This window comes from Bradyrhizobium huanghuaihaiense, assembly GCF_007830635.1.
Classification (GTDB): Bacteria; Pseudomonadota; Alphaproteobacteria; order Rhizobiales; family Xanthobacteraceae; genus Bradyrhizobium; species Bradyrhizobium huanghuaihaiense.
In genome coordinates this window covers 19171-40409 of record NZ_VLLA01000010.1, presented here as the reverse complement: position 1 = coordinate 40409, position 21239 = coordinate 19171, and the positions used below count along the sequence as shown (strand labels likewise).

General features: G+C 64.4%; 22 protein-coding genes and 1 pseudogene. 17 read left to right on the top strand and 6 right to left on the bottom strand.

Translation table 11 applies throughout. The features are described from left to right. Positions 1–101 precede the first annotated feature (101 nt). From IQ16_RS20745 to IQ16_RS20735, 5 genes and pseudogenes are all read left to right on the top strand, one after another. Entirely contained in the window at positions 102–461 is a 360-nt protein-coding gene (locus tag IQ16_RS20745; protein WP_018642699.1) for a hypothetical protein, read from the top strand. A gap of 130 nt (positions 462–591) precedes the next feature. Further along, positions 592–891 carry a hypothetical protein gene (locus IQ16_RS45730; protein WP_018642700.1) on the top strand — a complete coding sequence of 100 codons (300 nt, stop codon included), beginning with the start codon at positions 592–594 and terminating at the stop codon, positions 889–891. Further along, positions 888–1121, top strand: coding sequence for a hypothetical protein (locus tag IQ16_RS45725; protein ID WP_018642701.1), 234 nt, complete (start codon positions 888–890; stop codon positions 1119–1121). The genes IQ16_RS45730 and IQ16_RS45725 overlap by 4 nt, the downstream gene beginning before the upstream one ends. A gap of 137 nt (positions 1122–1258) precedes the next feature. Beyond that, complete coding sequence (locus tag IQ16_RS45720; protein ID WP_018642702.1) at positions 1259–1426, top strand: hypothetical protein; 168 nt, start codon at positions 1259–1261, stop codon at positions 1424–1426. 61 nt (positions 1427–1487) lie between these two features. Beyond that, a pseudogene (locus tag IQ16_RS20735) lies at positions 1488–1895 on the top strand (hypothetical protein). 29 nt (positions 1896–1924) lie between these two features. Here the strand turns inward: IQ16_RS20735 and IQ16_RS20730 are convergent. Continuing rightward, a complete protein-coding gene (locus tag IQ16_RS20730) occupies positions 1925–2623 on the bottom strand; it encodes a GntR family transcriptional regulator (RefSeq protein WP_018642703.1) in 699 nt (232 codons plus the stop codon). Positions 2624–2769: 146 nt separating this feature from the next. Here IQ16_RS20730 and IQ16_RS20725 point away from each other — a divergent pair, with 146 nt between their 5' ends. The 7 genes from IQ16_RS20725 (at position 2770) to IQ16_RS20695 (ending at position 10904) form a co-directional block, all read left to right on the top strand. Continuing rightward, positions 2770–3669 (top strand): VOC family protein, encoded by a 900-nt coding sequence (locus tag IQ16_RS20725; RefSeq protein ID WP_018642704.1) that lies wholly within the window; start codon positions 2770–2772, stop codon positions 3667–3669. Then, on the top strand, positions 3666–5288 hold the full coding sequence (locus tag IQ16_RS20720; RefSeq protein WP_018642705.1) for a bifunctional 3-(3-hydroxy-phenyl)propionate/3-hydroxycinnamic acid hydroxylase: 1623 nt from the start codon (positions 3666–3668) through the stop codon (positions 5286–5288). Before IQ16_RS20725 ends, IQ16_RS20720 begins: the two co-directional genes overlap by 4 nt. Then, positions 5285–6130 (top strand): fumarylacetoacetate hydrolase family protein, encoded by an 846-nt coding sequence (locus tag IQ16_RS20715; RefSeq protein ID WP_018642706.1) that lies wholly within the window; start codon positions 5285–5287, stop codon positions 6128–6130. Before IQ16_RS20720 ends, IQ16_RS20715 begins: the two co-directional genes overlap by 4 nt. 84 nt (positions 6131–6214) lie before the next feature. Then, positions 6215–7192 (top strand): Bug family tripartite tricarboxylate transporter substrate binding protein, encoded by a 978-nt coding sequence (locus IQ16_RS20710; RefSeq protein ID WP_018642707.1) that lies wholly within the window; start codon positions 6215–6217, stop codon positions 7190–7192. Between the two features lie 123 nt (positions 7193–7315). Continuing rightward, positions 7316–8779: a GH1 family beta-glucosidase gene (locus tag IQ16_RS20705; RefSeq protein WP_018642708.1), complete on the top strand. Its 1464-nt coding sequence runs from the start codon at positions 7316–7318 to the stop codon at positions 8777–8779. A 257-nt stretch (positions 8780–9036) separates the two neighbouring features. Continuing rightward, on the top strand, positions 9037–10269 hold the full coding sequence (locus tag IQ16_RS20700) for an acetyl-CoA C-acetyltransferase (RefSeq protein WP_018642709.1): 1233 nt from the start codon (positions 9037–9039) through the stop codon (positions 10267–10269). Positions 10270–10601: 332 nt separating this feature from the next. After that, entirely contained in the window at positions 10602–10904 is a 303-nt protein-coding gene (locus IQ16_RS20695; protein WP_008139488.1) for an HU family DNA-binding protein, read from the top strand. 72 nt (positions 10905–10976) lie between these two features. Here IQ16_RS20695 and IQ16_RS45715 read toward each other — a convergent pair whose 3' ends face one another. From IQ16_RS45715 to IQ16_RS20680, 4 genes are all read right to left on the bottom strand, one after another. Beyond that, positions 10977–11132 carry a hypothetical protein gene (locus IQ16_RS45715; RefSeq protein WP_018647934.1) on the bottom strand — a complete coding sequence of 52 codons (156 nt, stop codon included), beginning with the start codon at positions 11130–11132 and terminating at the stop codon, positions 10977–10979. 4 nt (positions 11133–11136) lie between these two features. Then, the gene (lon, locus tag IQ16_RS20690) at positions 11137–13542 is read right to left on the bottom strand and encodes an endopeptidase La (RefSeq protein WP_018647935.1); all 2406 of its coding nucleotides are present in this window, start codon (positions 13540–13542) and stop codon (positions 11137–11139) included. 8 nt (positions 13543–13550) lie between these two features. Continuing rightward, the gene (locus IQ16_RS20685) at positions 13551–13934 is read right to left on the bottom strand and encodes an Hsp20/alpha crystallin family protein (protein WP_018647936.1); all 384 of its coding nucleotides are present in this window, start codon (positions 13932–13934) and stop codon (positions 13551–13553) included. A 152-nt stretch (positions 13935–14086) separates the two neighbouring features. Beyond that, on the bottom strand, positions 14087–14650 hold the full coding sequence (locus IQ16_RS20680) for a YciE/YciF ferroxidase family protein (RefSeq protein ID WP_018647937.1): 564 nt from the start codon (positions 14648–14650) through the stop codon (positions 14087–14089). Positions 14651–14796: 146 nt separating this feature from the next. Between IQ16_RS20680 and IQ16_RS20675 the strand changes: the two genes are divergently transcribed. From IQ16_RS20675 to IQ16_RS20660, 4 genes are all read left to right on the top strand, one after another. Beyond that, a complete protein-coding gene (locus tag IQ16_RS20675; protein ID WP_026312812.1) occupies positions 14797–15423 on the top strand; it encodes a MarC family protein in 627 nt (208 codons plus the stop codon). Positions 15424–15574: 151 nt separating this feature from the next. Then, the gene (locus tag IQ16_RS20670; protein WP_018647939.1) at positions 15575–16228 is read left to right on the top strand and encodes an L-fuculose-phosphate aldolase; all 654 of its coding nucleotides are present in this window, start codon (positions 15575–15577) and stop codon (positions 16226–16228) included. A 13-nt stretch (positions 16229–16241) separates the two neighbouring features. After that, positions 16242–18029 (top strand): chloride channel protein, encoded by a 1788-nt coding sequence (locus IQ16_RS20665; protein WP_018647940.1) that lies wholly within the window; start codon positions 16242–16244, stop codon positions 18027–18029. A gap of 180 nt (positions 18030–18209) precedes the next feature. Further along, the gene (locus IQ16_RS20660) at positions 18210–19046 is read left to right on the top strand and encodes a hypothetical protein (protein WP_018647941.1); all 837 of its coding nucleotides are present in this window, start codon (positions 18210–18212) and stop codon (positions 19044–19046) included. A 394-nt stretch (positions 19047–19440) separates the two neighbouring features. Here IQ16_RS20660 and IQ16_RS20650 read toward each other — a convergent pair whose 3' ends face one another. Next, entirely contained in the window at positions 19441–19698 is a 258-nt protein-coding gene (locus IQ16_RS20650) for a DUF2798 domain-containing protein (protein WP_018647942.1), read from the bottom strand. 303 nt (positions 19699–20001) lie between these two features. Between IQ16_RS20650 and IQ16_RS20645 the strand changes: the two genes are divergently transcribed. Then, positions 20002–20442, top strand: a complete 441-nt coding sequence (locus tag IQ16_RS20645) for a hypothetical protein (protein ID WP_260389312.1) — start codon at positions 20002–20004, stop codon at positions 20440–20442. Positions 20443–21239: the final 797 nt, after the last annotated feature.

Sequence of the window (21239 nt, the reverse complement as noted above, 5' to 3'; positions counted from 1 at the left end):
GCGCGCCGAGGGTCCCGGACGGAGAGGAGGGGAGCTCAGGGCGGACATACTCCGTCCGCCATGCGCAGACAGCTTGCGTAGAATATCCCGCCTCCGGCATCATGGGCCCGGAGGCTCGCTTTGTCGTGTCATTGAAAAATCCGGACGCCGTCGCCGCGATCGTCGCGGCGCTCCGACACATTTACGGTGACGAGGTCGCGCGCCTCATGCTCGTCGAGGGCATGAGCCTCGCCAACCTGATCGATGCGATGTTTTCCGCGCCCTTGACCCACCGCGAGGCGATCAGGGCCATCACCGACGGACTGGACGACTTCGTCATTTCGCCGGACCTCGGCCGCATGTGGCACCTCAGGTACATCTATGCAGACGAGCCCGGCTCCCTGCATGTCGTGGACATGGAGATCGCCACGCCGAGCGGTACGCTGGTGAGCAAGGACGTCTGGCTTCGACTGTCGTCCTAGCGAGGCTCACCCTTCGCCGCGGCGACGCCTCCCGTAAGGGGACGTGAGCCGGGCTGGGTTCTACTTCCGGCCGATTGACTCAATGTTCATGATTTGTTCTTATGCTGCACGTCCAGCCAAGGAGCGAGCCATGGACAACCGCATCAATGAAATCCGCAAGATCATCAGGGCGTTACGTGTGAGCATGCGTGAGGCCGAGGCCATCATGCATGAGCAAATCAATCGGGACGAAGACTGCACTTTCGTGGCCGAGGAGGTCATGAAGATGCGCACCGTGATGAGCGGGCTCGTCCAGGAGCGGGCTGCCCTCGGGGACACCGACCCGATCGTCGTCGCCAGCCTCTTCGTTCCCCGCCGGCGGCCGGCGCCATCGCGCATCGGTGTCGAGAAGCGCCGCCTTGTTCCGCCAAGAGAGGTGGCGCGGGCATGAAGGGAGAGAGGCCGACCTACTTCTCCGACATGCAGGAGCCTCCGGAGTTTCTGAAGGCTCTCGAGCACGCGCGGCGCCTGTCCTGCCTCGAAGGCTGGTGCCGCATGCACGTCGAGGCGATCCAGGTCGCGATCGATCAATACGCGGAAGCAGCTCTCGGCAATCGGGAGTTTTTCCTCAACAAGCCACACAGCATCGGCGAGAGGCGCAGGAGCGGCGAGGTGCCGTAGGATTGAGAGGCTCCTGCGCGCGGGCGAAAGCCGGCGCCGCGTTGGCTTTTACCGATCGGAAACCATGTCAAATGATCCGAAAACTTTAACGAAACTGCTGGGCTGTCTCCGCGTCATTTCGTCGGAGGGCCCATCTGATGACAGAGCACCAGTTGAAAGAGCGGCAATTCCAGATCGCGCGTTACCGGCGTTTGGAGCTGGAAGTGACCGACCCGCTTGCCGCGTGTCTGCTTCACAGCATCATCGAGGAGCTTGAAGAGGAGCTGCGCAGGGACGTCCCGGAATGTCACGGGCCGCGTGATTAACGCTTTCTTAGCGCTGATCGTGCGGATTGTCTGTGTGGGACTACCAGGGGAGACTGCTCCCATGCTGAAGGACGGCACCTACGCGGCTTGGTACAAGACGCCGATCGATCAGGGCACCGGGATCGTCCATGTTGCAGACGGCCAGATCTGAGGCCGCGACAGCCTGATGACCTATCACGGCTCCTGCAAGGTGGACGGAGATCGCTTCACCGCCACCGTGTCGACGAAGCGTCATACCGACGGACGTGCAACGGTCTTCGGCATCGAGGACGAGCTGACGCTGGACATCGAGGGAAGCTGCCCCGGCAAAATCGCGACCTACACGGCGACGGCACAACAAGTGCCGGGAATGGTCCTCCATGGCACGCTCATTCTGACGGAGCAGCCTCCGGCGGTACCCGAACAAACCGGACAGCTGCCGGCGTTCGATCCTCACAAGCTTCCAAAGCTGCCGAAGCGCTCGCGCTGACCGCAGCGCTCCATGTCTCCAAGACGAAGCTAGGCCAGCAATCCGTCGAGATCGGAATAGATGACGTCGGCCGTACGCTGATAGTGCTGCTGAAGCAGATGCACGGCCTGCTCGCTGTCCCTGGCGAGAACCGCCTGGAGGATATCGCTGTGCTCGGCGCCGACCTTGCGCGCCGGATAGGCCTTCGCAATCGACATCATGCGATACCGATAGAGCCGGTCGGCGAGCTGCTCGCAGAAGCCGAGCAGCGGCCGTGAGCCGCAAAGTCCGATCAGCGTCGCGTGGAAGGCGCGGTGCACCTTCTCCCAATCCGGATTGTCCTCGAATGTGTCGGGCTTGAGCGAGCGCGGCGTACGATCGAGCCGGTGATGCGCAACCAGCAGAGCCTCTTCCCAGGTCTGGGTCGCATTCTGCATGGACTCGCGCAGCGCCAGGCCCTCGACCCAGCACCGCGTCTTGGTCAGCTCCTGGAGCTCCTCCTTGCTGACCTCCTTCACATAGAAGCCGCGCTGCTCCATGCCGACGACGAACTCTTCGGTGGTCAGGCGGTTGAGCGCCTCGCGCAGCGGGGTCTGTCCGACGTTGTACTGCTCCATCAGGAAGCGCGACTGGAGCTTGCGACCGGGCTCGAGCCGCGTCGTCAGGATGTCGGCCTTGAGGCGTGCGTAGATCGTGGTCGCCAGCGTTGCCGGTTGCTCGACCCTCTGGCTTGGCAGGTCAGTGCTCATGTCAGTTCTCATGGGCATCCATCAGAATCTCCAGCACTTATGTACATTAGCAGAGTTCTCGGTGATTATTTATAAATTTTTCCTTTACGTGCGATTTTGTACATATTAATGAAAGTGACGTTCGCATCCCCTGATAAGGACGCCCAATGCCCGACTTTCCCGTGACGGCCCTGCGCAGCGTCGAGGTCACGACATCGCAGCTTGCCGGCTCGGTCGAGTTCTACAGCAAGGTCTGGGGCCTCGACGTCGCGGCGGAAGCGGGCGGCACGGTGTACCTTGCCGCGACGGGCAGCGACTTCCACGTCCTCGAGCTCACGCCGGGTGAGGCGACATCGCTGCGCAAGATCAGCTTCCGCGCCCGCTCGCACGATGATCTGCACCACCTTTTCGCGCGTGCGCGGCAGGCCGGCTGTGAGGTGATCAGCTCACCCGCGCCGTCGCCAGCGCCGTCGGGCGGGACAAGTTTCGTGGTTCGCGAAGCGCAGGGATGCGTCATCGAGTTCGTTCATGGCGATCGCACCAGGCCGGCGCGCGTGATCGCCGATCGCCCCGAGCGGCTGGCACATGTCAACATCAACAGCGCCGACATCGAAAAGCTTTCGGCCTTCTACCAGGAGACCTTGGGATTCCGGCTATCGGATCGGTCCAAGCTGATGGCGTTCCTGTGCTGCAACAGCGATCACCACGCGATCGTGCTGGCGGAGGCCCCTCGCAACGGCCTCAATCACGTGGCCTTCCTCATGCCTGACCTGGAGTCCGTCATGCGCGGCTCCGGCCGCATGATTGATCACGGTCATCCGATCGGCTGGGGCGTCGGCCGTCACGGACCGGGCGACAACGTGTTCGCCTATTTCGTCGATCCGGCCGGGTGCGTGATCGAATACACCGCCGAGGTCTTGCAGATCGACGACAGCTATGTCGCGAAAGGTCCGAGCGATTGGGTCTGGCCTCCCGGCCGAACCGATCAATGGGGCATCGCCCCGCCGAAGTCGGAGGCCTGTAAAGCGGCGCAGCTCGCCATTCCCTTCGCGGCGGCGCGCGCATGACGGATACGGCTGGCGCCATTGACTATGACGTGCTCGTCGTCGGCTTCGGGCCGACCGGCGCCGTTGCCGCAGGCCTGCTCGGCCGCCTCGGTCATCGCACGCTGGTCATCGACCGGCTGACCGACGTGTACGACAAGCCGCGCGCGATCGCGCTCGATCACGAGATTTTCCGTCACTTCGACAATATGGGCCTCACCGAGGCGATCTCGCCCCATATCGAGCCTTTCACCGCATCGGAGCATTTTGGCGTCGACGGCCAGTTGATCCGCCGCATCGACATGGTCGCAAAGCCCTATCCGCTCGGCTACACGCCGAGCATGGTGTTCAGCCAGCCCGCGGTCGAGGCCGAGCTGCGCCGCCATGCGACCAGCTTTTCCAATGTGCGGGCCGAGCTCGGCGTCGAGCTGCTCGATCTCGTGCAAACGTCCGATCGCGTCGAGGCGCGTCTGAAGGACAGCGATGGACGGCATCGTTCCGTGACGGCGCGCTATGTGCTCGGCTGTGATGGCGCTTCGAGCACCGTGCGTCAGATCGCAGGTCTTGCGCTCGAGGATCTCATCTTCGATGAACCCTGGCTGGTGGTCGACGTGCGCGTGAACGAGAGTGCGCTTGCCCGTCTGCCGCAATGCTCCGCACAATTCTGCAATCCGGCGCGCCCCGTGAGCTTCCTGATCGGCCCGAAGAACCACCGCCGCTGGGAGATCATGCTGCTGCCGGGCGAAGACGCGCGGCAGATGGAACGGCCCGACAATGTCTGGAAGCTGCTTGCGCCATGGCTCACGCCGCAGGACGGGGAATTGTGGCGCGCAGCCTCCTATCGCTTCCACGCCCTCGTTGCCGCCGACTGGCGCAGCGGCAGGATCCTGATTGCCGGCGACGCCGCGCATCAGCAGCCTCCCTTCATTGGCCAGGGCATGTGCCAGGGCCTGCGCGACGCCACGAACCTCGTCTGGAAGCTGGATCATGTGCTCAAGGGCGTCTCCTCTGGCAGCCTGCTCGACAGCTACACGGTCGAACGTAAGCAGCACGTCATCGAGCTGACCGGCAAGATCAAGGCGATCGGCCAGTCGATCTGCGAGCGCGATCCGGCCGCCGCCCGGCGGCGCGATGCGCACATCCTGGCCGAAGGTGGCGGCAAGCCGCTGCTGCTGACGCGGCAGGAAATCATTCCGCCGCTCCGCGCAGGATGCCTGTCGCATCACGAAACGCCGGCTCGCGGCACTCTGTTTCCGCAGCCGCGCATCGCGAACGGCAGTACGACTCGCTTGCTGGACGAAGTGACCGGCCCCGGCTGGCGCGTGTTGATCGACGGCCGCAGCAATGATGCCGCTTCGATGCTCGCACTCCGTGCCGTGTGCCCGGACGTATCGGCGACGGCAGTCGCGCCTGCCGGCGCAGGTCTGCCGAATGCGCTCGAAGAGGCCGAGGGCGTGCTCGCGAACTGGTTCGACCGTCACGCTGTCGTCGCGGCGGTCGTTCGACCCGACCATTACGTCTTCGGAACCGCGCGCGATGCCACCGAGCTCGGCGACCTCCTGCGCGAGGTCGAGTTGCGTCGTCGCGACGTCCCGGCCGAGCAAGACAAGATTCCCGATCTGAAAATGGAGAGAACACCGTGAAACTTGCCACCGTAGCGATCGACGGCCGCACCACCTGGGGCATCGTCGAAGGCGAGACCTTTCTTGATGTCGGCGCTGCGCTCAAAGCGCGCTATGCCGATCTCAAGGCCGCCATCGGCGCCGCCTTCGCCGGCGTTGCGGATGCAAAGTCTTCCGCCGCTGCCGTTCCGACCTCAAAAGTCACTTGGCTGCCGGTCATCCCGAACCCGGACAAGATCCTGTGCGTGGGCCTGAACTACGAGACCCACCGCAAGGAGACCGGCCGCGCCGAGGTCGATCATCCCACCATCTTCTCGCGCTACGCCAACAGCCAGACCGGACATTTGCAGCCGATCGTGCGGCCGCGCGTCTCGACCCACCTCGATTTCGAAGGAGAGCTCGCGGTCATCATCGGCAAGGCCGGCCGCTATATCTCCCGGGTCGACGCCATGGACCACGTCGTGGGCTACTCCTGCTACAATGACGGCAGCATCCGCGATTTCCAGCGTCACACCCATCAATTCACGCCGGGCAAGAATTTTCCGGATACCGGCGCGTTCGGGCCCTGGATGATGACGCCGGACGAGCTCGGTCCGCTCGGTGAGCTCAAGCTGCAGACCCGCCTCAATGGACAGGTCATGCAGGAAGCACTGATCAAGCAGATGATCTTCGATATCCCGCGCCAGATCGAATACTGCTCGACCTTCACCCGGCTCGAGCCCGGCGACGTCATTGTCAGCGGAACGCCGGGCGGCGTCGGTGCGCGGCGCGAGCCGCCGCTCTGGATGAAGCCCGGTGATGTCGTCGAGATCGAGGTCGAGCGCCTCGGCGTGCTCAGGAATGTCGTCACAGACGAAACCTGATCGATCAGCCGCAGCCGGCAACGGCTGCGGCCTGCGAACGACCAATAAAGCCCGCAAAGCGGCATCTTTCAGGGAGGAACACCCATGTCCGGACTATCCCGTCGTCTGCTGCTCGCCGGCGTTGCGCTTTGCTTCTCTCTTCCGGCCTTCGCGCAATCGTGGCCGCAGAGGCCCGTGACCGTCGTCGTGCCGCAGCCGGCGGGCAACAGCCCGGACGTGATGTGTCGCCTCATCACCGAAAAACTCTCCCGGACCTTCGGGCAGCAGTTCGTCGTCGAGAATCGTCCGGGCGCCGCAAACCTGGTCGGCACGCAGGCGGTCGCCCGTGCAGCGCCAGACGGCTACACGTTCCTGTTCGCCACATCGGCGGCGCTCGTCACCAATCCCTACACATTCAAGAAGCTCCCCTACGATCCCGTGAAAGACTTCGTGCCGGTCGCGATGGTGGCCAAAAGCAACCACGTCCTCCTCGTCAATCCCGAGGTGAAGGCCAATACGCTGCCGGAATTGATCAAGCTCGAAAAATCGGCGCCAGGTTCGCTGAGCCTCGCCGTCGACGGTGCGCGCAACCTCTCGGGCCTGATCGCTCAAGCCATCAACAAGAGCGCCGGGACCGGTTTTGTCCTCATCCCCTACAATACGACCACGAATGCGGTGCAGGACGCCATCTCCGGCCGTATCCAGGTGACGATCCAATCGGCATCCATCGCCGAGGCCTTCATCAAGGCAGGTACGCTGCGACCTGTTGCCGTTGCAGGTTCCAAACGGGTCGACTCCCTGCCGGACGTTCCTGCGATCGCGGAGATGCTGCAAAGCGTCGATCTCCAGGGCTGGTTCATGTTCATGGCCCCGGTCGGCACGCCGGCCGATATCGTCGAAAAACTAAGCGCCGAGATTGCACGCGCCCTGGAATCGTCCGATGTGCGCGAGCGCGCGCCGACGCTCGGCTTCGATGTCCGTGTCGGCGATGCCGTCACGACGGCAGGCGCAAAACGCTTCCTCGACGACCAGCTCGCCTCGTCCGGCAAGATCATCCAGGGGCTCGGCATCGAGCCTGAATAGTGCGCTGCGGCGCGGGGGCGCGCTTCTGCATTTTTGCATCGTCAGCTCCTGCCTCCACTGCTTCTCAAATTGCCCGTGACCGGTCATTGTGCGGCTGCAACAACCATTTCGGGGCAGCATCACATGTCGGACAAGGTCTCGCGTCGCCAGTTTGCCGCGCTGGCGGGATTGTCCGCGGCAGCAATCGCAAACCCTCTGGACGGCGCCGACGCCAAGGCGGCGGCCGCGGCGTCGCGCGAGAGCGGCTTTCCGGCAGGCTTTCTCTGGGGCACGGCGACCTCGTCCTATCAGGTCGAGGGCGCGGTCAATGAGGGCGGGCGAGGGGTCTCGATCTGGGACAAGTTCGTGCGCATCCCCGGCAAGATCGAGGACGGCTCGACCGGCGACCGCGCCAACGAGCACTACCACCGCTACAAGGAAGATATCGCGCTCATCAAGGAGCTCGGCTGCAAAGCCTATCGCTTTTCGATCGCCTGGCCGCGGGTGTTCCCGGATGGGGACGGCAAGCCGAACGCTGGCGGGCTCGACTTCTACAATCGCCTCATCGACGAGCTGCTCAGGAACGGCATCGAGCCGTGGGCGACGCTCTATCATTGGGACCTGCCGCAATCGCTGCAGGACCGCTTCGGCGGCTGGCGCTCGACCGAGACCTGCAAGATCTTCGGCGACTATGCGGCCTATGTCGCCGAGCACCTGACCGATCGCGTCAAGAACGTGTTCACGCTGAACGAGAGCGGCCGCTTCGTGCAGTTCGGCTATGGCCTCGGCATCGACGCGCCCGGCCTGACGCTGCCGCAACGAGAGGTCAACCAGATCAGGCACAACAGCGCGCTCGCGCATGGGCTCGCGGTGCAGGCGGTGCGGGCCCATGGCCGCCACGGCACCAGGGTGGGACCTGCCGAAAACATCGACGTCTGCGTTCCCGCCATCGACACGCCCGAGCATGTCGTTGCCGCCGAGATCGCGCTGCGCGAGATGAATGCCGGCTATCTCAACGTCATCATGGAAGGCCGTTACACCGACGCTTTCCTGAAATATGCCGGCGCCGATGCGCCGAAATACACCGACGCCGAGTTGAAGATCATCTCCTCGCCGGTCGATTTCCTCGGTCTCAACATCTACGCGCCGCAGAACTATGTGGTTCCGTCCGAGGAGGGTGCGGGCTTCAGGCCGCTGCCGATCCCGAAATCGTTCCCGCACATGAGTTCGGACTGGCTGCGCATCGCGCCAGAGACGATGTACTGGGTGCCGAAGCTTGCGGCGAAGATCTGGAAGACGGACGCGATTTACATCACCGAGAATGGCACCTCCGGCGACGATGTGGTCTCGCCCGACGGCAAGATCTACGACACCGACCGCATCATGTACCTGCGCAACTATCTCGCCCAGCTGCAGCGCGCCACCGCCGAGGGCGTGCCGGTGCGCGGCTATTTCCTCTGGAGCCTGATGGACAATTTCGAATGGGTGTTCGGCCTCAGCAAGCGCTTCGGCCTCTACCACGTCAATTTCGACACCCAGGTCCGCACCGCAAAGCTGAGCGCGAGTTTCTATCGCAACGTGATCGCGAAGAACGCGGCGGGGGTGTAGCTCTTCTCCCTCTCCCCGTTCTTACGGGGGCGCGACGAGCGTCGCTCGCGCTGGGAGGGTAGGGGTGAGGGGCTCTCTCCGCGAGTCCATCTGTCACCGTCCTTGCCGAAGCTCCCCCTCACCCGGATTTTCCGCTGCGCGTAAAATCCGACCTCTCCCCGCAAGCGGGGAGAGGCGAAGGGCAGGGGTCCCGCATTGACACCACTCTCCCCCTTATTCAAAACGTCCTCAACACTCATAACAAGAGGACAACGCCCATGACCGACGCGCTGATCATCGATGCCTGCCGTACCCCGCGGGGCGTCGGCAAGGCCGGCAAGGGAGCACTCTCGGGGATTCATCCGCAGCAGCTCGGTGCAACCGTGCTGCGTGCGCTCGCCGAGCGCACCGGCATCAATACCGCCGACGTCGACGACATCGTCTGGGGCTGCAGCGCGCAGGTCGCAACGCAAAGCGGCGATCTCGGCCGCATGTCGGCGCTCGATGCCGGCTATGACGTGCGCGCCAGCGCGGTGACGCTGGATCGCTTCTGCGGTTCCGGCATCACCAGCGTCAACATGGCGGCATCCTCGATCATGGCGGGCGCCGAAGACCTCGTCATCGCCGGCGGCTGCGAGATGATGTCGATGGAAGGACGGCGCGGCGGCGGGCCGATGATGATGGACTCCGGCAATCTGCGCCTGCGGGCAAAGCATCCGCAGTCGCATCAGGGCGTCTGCGCCGACGCGATCGCGACGCTGGAAGGCATCACGCGCCATGACGTCGATGCGCTCGGTCTCGAAAGCCAGAAGCGCGCCGCGCACGCGATGGCGAACGGCCACTTCAAGAAGAGCCTCGTGCCCGTGCATCGCGAGGACGGCAGCCTCGCGCTCGACCACGAGGAATATCCGCGCCCACAGACCACGATGGAAGGCCTCAGCAGCCTGAAGCCGGCGTTCCCTGCCATCGCCGACTATGCGCTCGACGACAAGGGCACCACCTATCGCGGCCTGATCCTGCAGCAATATCCGGACCTGAAGATCGACTTCGTGCATCACGCCGGCAATTCATCCGGCGTCGTCGACGGCGCCGCCGCGATCCTGCTGGCTTCGCCTGCCTATGCCAAGGCGCATGGCCTTAAAGCCCGCGCCCGTGTCGTCGCGATGGCGAATATGGGGGACTCGCCGACCCTGATGCTCAACGCGCCGGTGCCGGCGACGCGAAAGGTGCTGGCCAAGGCAGGCCTCTCCATCGACGACATCGATCTGTTCGAGATCAACGAGGCCTTTGCGGTGGTGGCGGAAAAATATATCCGCGACCTCAAGCTCGACCGCGCCAAGGTCAACGTCAATGGCGGCTCGATCGCACTCGGCCATCCCATCGGCGCGACCGGCTCGATCCTGATCGGCACCGTGCTCGACGAGCTCGAACGGCGCGACTTGAGGCGCGGTCTCGTTACCATGTGTGCCGCCGGCGGCATGGCGCCCGCCATCATCATCGAGCGCGTCTAGCCTCCTCCTCTTCACTTCTCCCCGTAAAAACGGGGAGAAAAAGCGGCTGCAGTGCGATCCACCCTTATTTTTCAGGGTGAATCGCGTGCTGACGTTCGGTCGTCGCTTGTCGAAAGCCGCGAATCAGCTTTAGCAAGGTTGCGTGCGGGCCTTTGAAACAAGGTAAAATCCGCTGCCCGAGGCTTCTTCCGCTCCGGAAGTAGCTAAAAAGCAGGGTTTTTTGCCACAGGGGGCCAAAAAAGCCCGTAAAATCGCGACAAAACTGTGCAGAAGGCTATAGGCCTTCGCCGCTTGGTCTAATATGCAACCGGCAACGAATCAGAGGAGACACGATGCCAGCCCAAATGTCCAAATCGCAGTTGATCGAAAAGATTGCGACCGCCACCGAGCTTTCCAAGCGCGACGTCAAGAGCGTCATGGAGACGCTGACCGACGTCGGTCACAAGGAGCTCAAGAAGAACGGCCTGTTCCTGGTGCCGGGCTTCGCCAAGTTCGTGGTCATCAAGAAGCCCGCGACCAAGGCGCGCAAGGGCACCAACCCGTTCACGGGTGAAGAGATGATGTTCAAGGCCAAGCCGGCCCGGAAGATCGTCCGCGCCCGCCCGGTCAAGGCTGCCAAGGACGCCGTGGCCTGATAAACGCAAAGGCCCCCTCGCAACGAGGGGGCCTTTTATTTGGGGCAGCCGCGAGGGCCTGAGACGGAGGGCTCAACCCTTGCGGCGCTTCACCCGGACCGGGACCGGCTGAAGCCGCGGCCCGGGGCCTGCGAGCGCATCGCGAACCCGGTCGATGGCGCGATCGAGCAGCTGGCGCAGCCGCTGCGTCTTCCGCGATCTCTTCGCTTCTTCCAGCAGTTTCTTCATCGCATCACTCCGCCGCTTCGACGTTCGCATCGACTTGGGCTTCCGCCGGCTCGAGCGCTGCGGCGATGGCCTCGTCGACGCGCTCCAGCCAGATGAATTCCAAATTGTCCCGTGCGCTCTGCGGGATGTCGTCATAGTCCCGCTTGTTGCGCGCCGGCAGCATCACCCGCTTCAAGCCGGCGGCGGCCGCAGCCACCACCTTCTCCTTGATGCCGCCGACCGGCAGCACCAGGCCGCGCAGCGAGATCTCGCCGGTCATCGCGGTGTCGCTGCGCACCGTACGATTGGTGAGCAGTGACGTCAGCGCCGTGAACATGGCGACGCCTGCGCTCGGTCCGTCCTTCGGGGTCGCACCCGCCGGAACGTGAACGTGGATGTCGCTCTTCTCGAACACGGACGGATCGATGCCGAGCTGCGAGGCTCTGCTCTTCACCAGCGTCAGCGCAGCCTGCACGCTCTCGCGCATGACCTCGCCGAGCTGGCCGGTCAGGATCATGCCGCCGCGGCCGGGCACGCGCGAGGCCTCGATGAACAGGATGTCGCCGCCGACCGGCGTCCAGGCAAGGCCGGTGGCCACGCCCGGAATGCTGGTGCGCTGCGCGATCTCGCCCTCGAAGCGCGGCTGGCCGAGCACGGTGGCGATGTCCTTCGGGCTCACCACGACCTTGGTAGTCGTGCCTTCGGCGACCTGCACCGCGGCATGGCGGAACACCTTGCCGATCTCGCGCTCGAGGTTACGCACGCCGGCTTCGCGGGTGTAGCCCTTGACGATCAGCTTCAGCGCCTCCGGCTCGATCTCGGCCTGCTCGGCCGTCAAGCCGTTGGCCTCCAGCTGCCGCCGCACCAAATAGCGCCGCGCGATCTCCAGCTTCTCGTCCTCGGTGTAACCGGCGAGGCTGATCAGCTCCATGCGGTCCAGGAGTGGACCCGGGATCTGATCCAGCATGTTGGCGGTCGCGATGAACACCACGCGCGACAGGTCGAAGGGCACGCCCAGGTAGTTGTCCCGGAACGTTCCGTTCTGCTCGGGGTCGAGCACCTCCAGCATGGCTGCGGAGGGATCGCCCTGCACGCCACGGCCCATCTTGTCGATCTCGTCCAGCATCATGACGCAGTTGCGGCTGCCTGCCTTCTTGATGCCCTGGATGATGTTGCCGGGCAGCGCGCCGATATAGGTACGCCGGTGACCGCGGATCTCGGCCTCGTCATGCACGCCGCCCAGGCTGACGCGCACGAAGGGGCGATCCATCGCGCGTGCGATGGACTGGCCGAGCGAGGTCTTGCCGACGCCGGGCGGGCCGACGAAGCACAGGATCGGGGCCTTGCCCTGCGGAGCGAGCTTGCGCACCGCCAGATATTCGATGATCCGGCTCTTGATCTTCTCCAGGCCAAAGTGATCGGCATCCAGGATGCGGCGTGCCTCCTTGATGTCGATCGGCTTCTCCGCAGGCAGCGCCCAGGGCAGCTCGATCAGCCAGTCGAGATAGGTGCGGACCATGCCGGCTTCGCCGGCCGCCTCGGGCATGCGCTCGTAGCGGCGCAGCTCCTTCTTGGCATGCGCCTCCGCCTCCGGCGGCATGTTGGCCTTGGCGATCGCGGCCGTCAGCTCGGTGACCTCGGCGGCCTTGCCGTCGCCTTCGCCCAGCTGGCGCTGGATGGTCGCCATCTGCTCGCGCAGGATCGCCTCGCGCTGCCGCTCGTCGAACGTGGCGCGGGTCTTCTGGCCGATTTCATTGGTGATGCGCAGCACCTCCAGCCGCTCGGCCAGATGCTTCGACACCTTCTCGACGCGCAGCGCGAGGTCGATGGTTTCCAGCACCTCCTGCTTGTCCTGCGGCTTGATGTCCATGAACGAGGTCGCCAGATCCGCCAGCGCGCCGGGCGCGCTCGTGCTCTGGAACATCGCGACCAGCTCGGGCGGCGCCTGCGGCAGCAGCTCGATCGCCTCGATGGCCTGGCGCTGCAAATTCAGCGCACGCGCCTCGATCTCGGGCGAGCTCGTGGTCGGCTCCGGAATCTGCTGGATCCGCGCAGCCGGGAACGGCGTCCCCGGCAGAAAGTCGAGGATGCGCGCGCGCTGCACGCCCTGGCAGACGATGTGATGCGTGCCGTCGGGCGCGGTGATGTAGCGCACGATGTTGGCGATGGTCGCGACCCGGTAGAGATCGTCCGGGCCGGGCTCCTCGATCTCGGGGCTGCGCTGCAGGACGATGCCGACCGGGCGCTGCTCGCGCAGCGCCTGCTGCGCGGCGGCGATGGACTTCGCGCGGCCGATCGCGATCGGCGCGATGGCGCCGGGGAACAGCACCATCTCGCGCACGGGAATGATGATCAGTGCGTCCTCGGGGATCTTCACGTCGGAGCCGTTTTGGGAATTGGTCTGTGCGGTATTCATCTGTTCGGTGGCCATGATCGACCTCAGGATTTGGCGAGGCGCAGTGCGACGCAGCCGTCCATCACGAAGCGGCTGATGGCGTAGCGGCCAAGGGGCAATGCGATGCGGCGCTCGAAACGCCCCTGCGGCAGCTCGAGCCGGTGGATGCGGGCGTTGCGAAGCTCCGGCGGAAGCGTGCGCTGGCCGGAGATCACGAGCACGCCGTCATGGATGACGGTCTCGACATTGTCCGGATTGACGCCGGGAAGCGCGACCAGGATCAAAAGCTCATGCTCGGTCTCGAGCACGTCGATCGGCGGCTCCCAGCAGGCTTCCTGGCGGCCGAACTGGTGCCGCAGCCGTTCGGCGCGGGTCAGCGAGTCCAGGGCTTCGGACAGCATCCAGTCGAGGGGATTTTTGGGTTGCATGATGCGGACTCGGGCTGGGAAAGCCTGCATATGGGGCTGGTTCCCCGGAAATCCAGTGCAGTGGCGCTGACGTGCCATGCGCCATCGTGCGATCCAACAAGCAAACGCCGCGGCCTGGCCGCGGCGTTCTGTCGTGAGAGCGCCGCGCGGCATCAGGCAGCGGCGCGATACTCGTCTTCCGCTTCGAGGTTGATGACGGAGGTGGCGAGCTCGGTCAGCGTGCGATCGGTCGCCTCTTCCTCGTCCAGCGTCTCCTGGAGCAGCCTTGCTGCGTCCTGCATGCCGAGCTCCTCGGCCCAGGTGCGCAACGTGCCGTAGCGGGAGATCTCGTAATGCTCGACCGATTGCGCCGCTGCGAGCAGTCCGGCGTCGAGGGCGGGGGCTCCCTTGAACTCCTTCATGATCTCGGCGCCCTCGTCCGCGATGCCGTTGATGGCCTCGCAAGGCTTGCCGCGTGCGGGCTTGCCCAGCATCTTGAAGATCTGGTCGAGACGCTTGACCTGCCCCTGGGTCTCGCGCAGATGCTTGTTGAAGGCAGCCGTGAGGTCCTTCGACTGCGCGGCCTTGGCCATCTTGGGCAGGGTCTTGATGATCTTGTTCTCGGCGAAATAGATGTCTTTCAGCGTTGCCAGGAACAGGTCGCTGAGCATCTTCGGCGCCTGACGCGGCCGGCGCGCCGCGGTCTTGCTCGTGCGTTTCTTCGCTCGTCTAGCCATACATCCTCCTCTTGAGGTGACACGGGAAGGCGTCGCCTTCCTCAAATCCACAGGCGATCAAGAGTCGGGATGGGCAAATGTTCCTCGCGAAGGCGGCCGCGAGCCGCTATGGCTTCCTGCCTGAGCTACGCCAGAGACGCTTTCCAATGCTCGACTTCGCCCTGTCCGCCTTCGTGACGCTGCTGCTGGTGGTCGATCCGGTCGGCCTTGCGCCGGCCTTCCTGGCCGCGACCTCCGGCATGCCTGACAAGGTCAAGCGGACGATCGCGCTGCGGGCGCCGCTGATCGCGGCCTCGATCCTGGTCGTGATCGCGCTGGTCGGAAACTGGCTGCTCCGCCAGCTCGGGATCGGCATCCCCGCCTTCCAGATCGCGGGCGGGCTGCTGCTGTTCGGCGTCTCCTACCAGATGATCTTCGGCGACCGTCCGCATCGCGAGGCGCGCGAGGCCGACAAGGCGACCTCGGAGCATGCCTCCGACGTCGCGGTGTTTCCCCTGGCCATCCCGATGATGGCCGGCCCCGGCGCGATCGCGACCACGCTGCTGCTGTCGGGCGACGCCGGCTACGGCGCGCGGCTCGCGATCATCATCGCGATTGTGCTCGCGGTGTGCCTGCTCTGCATGCTCTGCTTCCTCTCCGCAAACCTGATCGCCCGCACCCTCGGGCGCACCGGAAATGCCGTGCTCTCGCGTGTGCTCGGCATGCTGCTCGCGGCCTATTCGGTGCAGTTCGTGATCAACGGCATAGCGGCCGTCCGGGCGAGCCTCGCCTAGGCCTGCGACAATCTGTTAATTTGTTGATTTTACGACCTATTTCGAGAGCGGGCATGCGCGCCGTCCAGCGGTGGGACGGACCGGTCGCTTTCGCTTGCACTGCCACGTTGCTTTGACGTACTTCCCCTTTCACCAGCGCCAGGACATCGGGATGTCGATGACAGCGGACGAACTCGCCAAGAGACAGGCCATCATCGACGCCTGCCGTCGCATGAACGCGCTCGGCATCAACCAGGGCACCTCAGGCAATATCAGTGTCCGGCATGCGGACGGGCTTCTGGTCACGCCGACCAGCGTGCCCTACGACGCCATGACGCCCGAGCAGATCGTGTTCATGGCGATGGATGGCTCGCACGCACGCCATCAAAAGCCGTCCAGCGAATGGCGCTTCCATCGCGACATCCTGAAGTCGCGGCCCGACGTCAACGCCGTCGTCCACGCCCATCCGACCTATTGCACCATCCTGGCGATCATGGGCATGGAGATCCCGCCCGTGCACTACATGATCGCGGCTGCCGGCGGCGACAGCATCCGCTGCGCGCCCTATGCCACCTTCGGAACGGAGGAACTGTCCGAGCATGCGGTGCGGGCGCTGGAGGGGCGGCTCGCCTGCCTGCTCGACCATCACGGCATGATCGCGATCGGCAAGACGCTGGACAAGGCGATGTGGCTCGCAGTCGAGGTCGAGACGCTCGCGCGGCAATATCACGGCTGCCTCCAGATCGGACAACCGCCGCTGCTTTCCAGCGACGAGATCGAACGGGTCCGCCAGCGCATGACCGGCTACGGCCTGTCGGAAGGGTAGGGGCGGGTAGAAGGTGTTCGTACGGCTCAGGCGTCTCGTCGATCGCAAGGGAACGAACCGCACCATGGTTCGGCTGCGCGCGCTGCTGCGCAGCAACGAGTTCTACCTGATCCCGCTGGCGCTCGTGATCGGCACGCTTGCCGGCGCGATCGTGACGCTGATGGCCGAGATCGCGCAGATCGCCCATGTGGTGATCTACGGCATCCCCGTCGACGTTCGCCTGTCGGCCAATGCGCGCGTGAGCCCCTGGGCCGCGCTGCTCGCACCTGCGCTCGGCGGACTTGCGCTCGGCATCATGGAATGGTCGCGGCGGCGCATGAAGATCTCCAACGCGGTCGACCCGATCGAGGCCAACGCGCTGCGCGGCGGCAATCTCTCGATGCGCGACAGCGTGGTGGTGTCGAGCCAGACGCTGATTTCCAACGGCTGCGGTGCGTCGGTCGGCCTCGAGGCCGGCTATACCCAGATCGGCTCCGGCATCGCCTCGCTGCTCGGCAAGTTCTTCAATCTGCGCCGCAACGATTTGCGCCTGATGGTCGGCTGCGGTGCGGCCGCCGCGATTGCGGCGGCGTTCGGTGCGCCGATCACCGGCGCCTTCTACGCCTGCGAGCTGATCGTCGGCGTCTATTCGGTCGGCAGCGCTGCGCCGATCCTCGCGGCCTCGCTGGCGGGCGCGCTGACCGCGCAATGGCTCGGCGGCGCACCGTATTCATTGGAGATCCCCAAGGTCAGCGCCGTCGGCGTCGAGCAATATCTGGCGCTGATCGGGCTTGCGCTCATCACCAGCGGCGTCGGCATCGCCGTGATGCGTTCCTCGCCGATGTTCGAGCGCCTGTTCGCCTGGCTGCCGGTCTGGCTCCGTCCGGTGGCGGGCGGCCTCATCGTCGGCGGCTTTGCGATTGTCACGCCTCAGGTGCTGGCGGCCGGCCACGGCGCCATGGTGCTCGATCTGTTTCACGACATGACGATCGGCCTGATCGCGCTGATCATCGCATTGAAGGTGACGGCCTGCCTGATCTCGCTCGCCTCGGGCTTCCGCGGCGGTCTGTTCTTCGCCTCGCTGTTCGTCGGCAGTCTGATCGGGAAGTTCTTCGCCGAGCTGTTGGAGCTGATCAGCCCGAACTTCGTGATCGATCCGCTGGTGGCGATGCTGACGGGCATGGCGACGCTCGGCGTCGCCATCGTCGGCGGCCCCCTGACGATGTCGTTCCTCGTTCTCGAGATGACCCGCAATGTCGACGTCACCGCCGTGGTGCTGGCCGGCTGCATCGTCACCTCGATCTGCGTGCGCTTCATGTTCGGCCACTCCTTCTCGACCTGGCGCCTGCATCTGCGCGGCGAGACCATCCGCAGCGCCAACGACGTCGGCTGGCTGCGCAATCTCACGGTCGAGCGCCTGATGCGCTCGGATGTCGGCAAGGTGCCTTCGACCACGACGATCGCGGCCGTGCGCCGCGAATTCGCGCTGGGGTCGCGGCCCGGTATAGTCATCGTCAACAACGCGGACGAATATGTCGGCCTCGTCCTGCTGCCCGACCTGTACTCCAGCGATCTCGACACCATCGCCGACGACATCCAGGTGATCGAGCTGGCCCGGCTGATCGACATCGTGCTGATTCCGGAAATGAACGTGAAATCGGCGATGGCGGTGTTCGACGAGGCCGAGGCAGAGATGCTGGCGGTTGTCGATTCCACCGACAGCCGCAAGGTGGTCGGCTTCCTCACCGAGACCTTCGCCCGCCGCCGCTATGTCGAGGAGATCGACAAGGCGACGCGCGGCGTGCTCGGGGCATTGTCGTAAGGGTCTGCGGCCTCGGGGGCGAGAGAGGTATTGGGGGAGGGGACCATGGCACCCGTAGTCACCCGGCCTCCGAATTTCCTTGAAGGCGTCTTGCTTTGGACAAACCGCGTCAGCGATGATCAGGGCAAGCAAATGCGACGGACGCCTTCGGGCGACATTGGGCTGGGAAGGGGAGCGCCAATGAACTCCGTAACGACACCGATCGAGCCGCGTTATGCGCTGTCCGCGCGCATGGACGCAGAGCTCACGCATACCTTCGAGAAAATCAAGAGCGTGGATGAAGAGATCGCGCGCGCCAGCGAGCAGCTTGCCCGGCTGGAGCGCGATCCCGTGCGCAGTCGCCCGCGGCGTGGCGGGCCAGCGCTGCGCGGCCTCGTCGGTCTCGGGCTGGCTGCGGGGATTGGCATCGCTGCCTTGGTCTCGCAATCATCCCACGGTGATACGGTCAGGCAGATGATCGCAGGTTGGGCGCCGTTGCACGCTGAGACATCGTCGCAGTTGCAAGCAGAGCCGGCGCGCGAAGCTGAGACGAGCCCGACTGCTCAATTGGCCGAGGCATCGCCGCAACCGGCATCTGCCGCCGAAACCATACCGGAGGTAGTCGCGCCAACCGGCAGCACGCTCCCGCCGGAGTTGACCGAATTGCTGCAGAAGCTAGCGAGCGATCTCGCAAACGTGCAGCAAGGCATCGATCAGCTCAAGGCGAGCCATGCGCAATTGAAAGCGAACCAGGAGCAAATGTCGCTCGACAATCTCAGGCTTGCCGATGAGTTGAAGGCAGGCCAGGAACAAATGGCGCGGCTCGTCGCCAAGATGCCTGAAGACAAGGCGTCTGAAAACAAGATCGCCGGGAAAACGACCGACCGGTCGAACGCGGGGCAGAAGACGAGCGCAGCACCAGTGCCTGCGCCACGTCCGGCTGCGGCCCAGACGCCCAAGCCGGCGCCGGCAACGTCGTCACCGCATGCCGCGGTGCGACGGGCGGCCCCGGTCCTGCTGCAATCGGCGCGACAATAGTCGCGATCGATATGGGCCCGTAGTCGCGGCCGCATTCACGACAACGATCGCCCCACATCGATGGTGCCGACGCCGCCGAGAACTACCGCCGGCATCGCGCCGAGTAAGACGGCGGTCACGCCGCTGATCGTATGGCGCCCATCGCCATCCGCGTGATGATCGAGCCCTGCGAGGCCGAGAGAATAGGCGCTGCCGGTTCGTGCACAGATCTGCCAGCCAATCGCCGCGGTGAGCGACTTGATAGGAGCATTCCGACAGGGTTCGCGACGCGATGTAGAGCAGCAGTCGACGATGTCGCGACAAGGCAACGGGTAGAGAGAGTGGAAGCTCGATCCAAGGTGTCGAGTAATCATGGAAGCGGGACGGCGTGCTTCATGCGCGCCGCCCGCGCCTTCTATCGGCCTGGTTGAGATGGGGACGCGACAAGGCAGGCTACGATCCGGCGGACCAGTGGCAGCACCATCAGCAGCGTCGGAAAGGCGACGAGCCATGACAGCCCCCAGGCGCCCGGCCACGTCGCCAGGAACGCTGGCGTTGCGCCAAGGCTCCGGAGTGTCGAAATGATCGACACCACGGCTGTCATGAGGATGGACAGCACGAATGGCATCACGAACGGCGCATAGCGCGCCGGCAGTTTGCGAACCGCAATCATCTGATTTCTCTTGAAGAATAGGACGCGTCAGTCACGTTGAACCCAAAAATTGGCATCGATCCCGACGGCGTCGGTTGATGCGTTGGTTCACGTGAAACGCTTACGGCGACCGAAAAACGGCGCGGCCGTTCATTATCCGCTCAGGTTGAGTGGCGCAAGCTGCATCGGATCGTTCGGTTTACAATCGCTCAAAGCGTGGCAGATTGCCGCGATCATGAAACCATTTCAGTGGTTTGCGCGTTATGGCTCGTTTGCACATGTCACTTTGGGCGAGAACAGAGGAAGGTTAAGATGATTGGCCCTATGATTTCAGCAGCCGGCCGCAATACGGTGCTGGCCGCGTTCGCAAGCCTCGCCCTGGTCGCGGCCTCCGCGACGCCGTCCGCTGCAGCCTCGTCCGGGACTCCTTCCAAGGCGGCCGTCGCTGGCCACGCTGCGTCCGACGCCACCGATTTCAGCGCGGCCAGGCGCCGTTATTATCGCCGCGGACCGAATGCTGCCGCCCTCGGCATCATGGGCGCGGCGACCGGTCTGGCCATCGGCGCGATCGCCGAAAGCCGGCGCCGCGACTATTACGAGGATCGTTATTATTACGATCGGGGCCCTGGCTATTACGGTGGTCCGGCCTATTACGGCGGCTCCCACTATTACCGGGGGCCGAACCGTCCTTCGGGCCCTTACATCCCTGGGGGCTATTGTGCCGGCGGAGGCCCCTCGGCCGTCTGCGGCAATTACGACCATTGAGTTCGGACGCGGCTGTCGGGCCGGACAGCTTCGCAGGGATTGCCATGAGTGGGTTCGCGAAAGCGGAACCCACTCCTTTTTGTTTGTCGCTTCGCAGTCGTGTCGGGAAGCTAGGTCCGCAGCATTCCCACTTTCACATCAACGTCCTGCAGGCGCCGACATTGCGCCGTTGGAATAGCGCGACCAGCTTGTAGCCCGGATGAGCGAAGCGACATCCGGGGGCGGCGTGGATTCTGTCCCGGGTATCGCTTCGCCCACCCGGGCTACAAGACCTTGGGCTGCCTGTCAGGCAAAACACGCGATCGCTGGGTCAATCGACCGGTGCAAAATATTCCGTTTTACCGAAATTCGGAAATGTCGTATGTGTCGCCCATCCCGGCTCATTCTTGAGGGGCGATCATGAGGTCGTCATTTTCGCGAGCTGGGCTTGCGGTGGACGCGGCAGCGTCGGGCGCGAAAGGTGCGGGCAGGGAGGGTAGTCCCCGGTGAGCCCGCGGCCGCGCGCGGACGAACGGCGCTGACAGGTTCGTCTCGTCTGTAAGTTTCCGGCTTCGTCGACGGGGCTGGAAAAACTGCGGCGGAAATGGCGGGCCGCGCGTACGGCAAAACCGTGTGGTCCTTTCCGCCAGCTGTTTTTCGATCTTGCGGAGGTGCGATTAAGTATTTTCAAATAAAGGTATTTCTCGATTTTTGCGAAGTTGCAGACGGCCCTCCGGAAACTTGCCGGGCCCTATTAGGCCCTATTTCACAAACGGCGGGGCGCGACTAACTTGTAATCCCCGCCTACGGCAAGACCG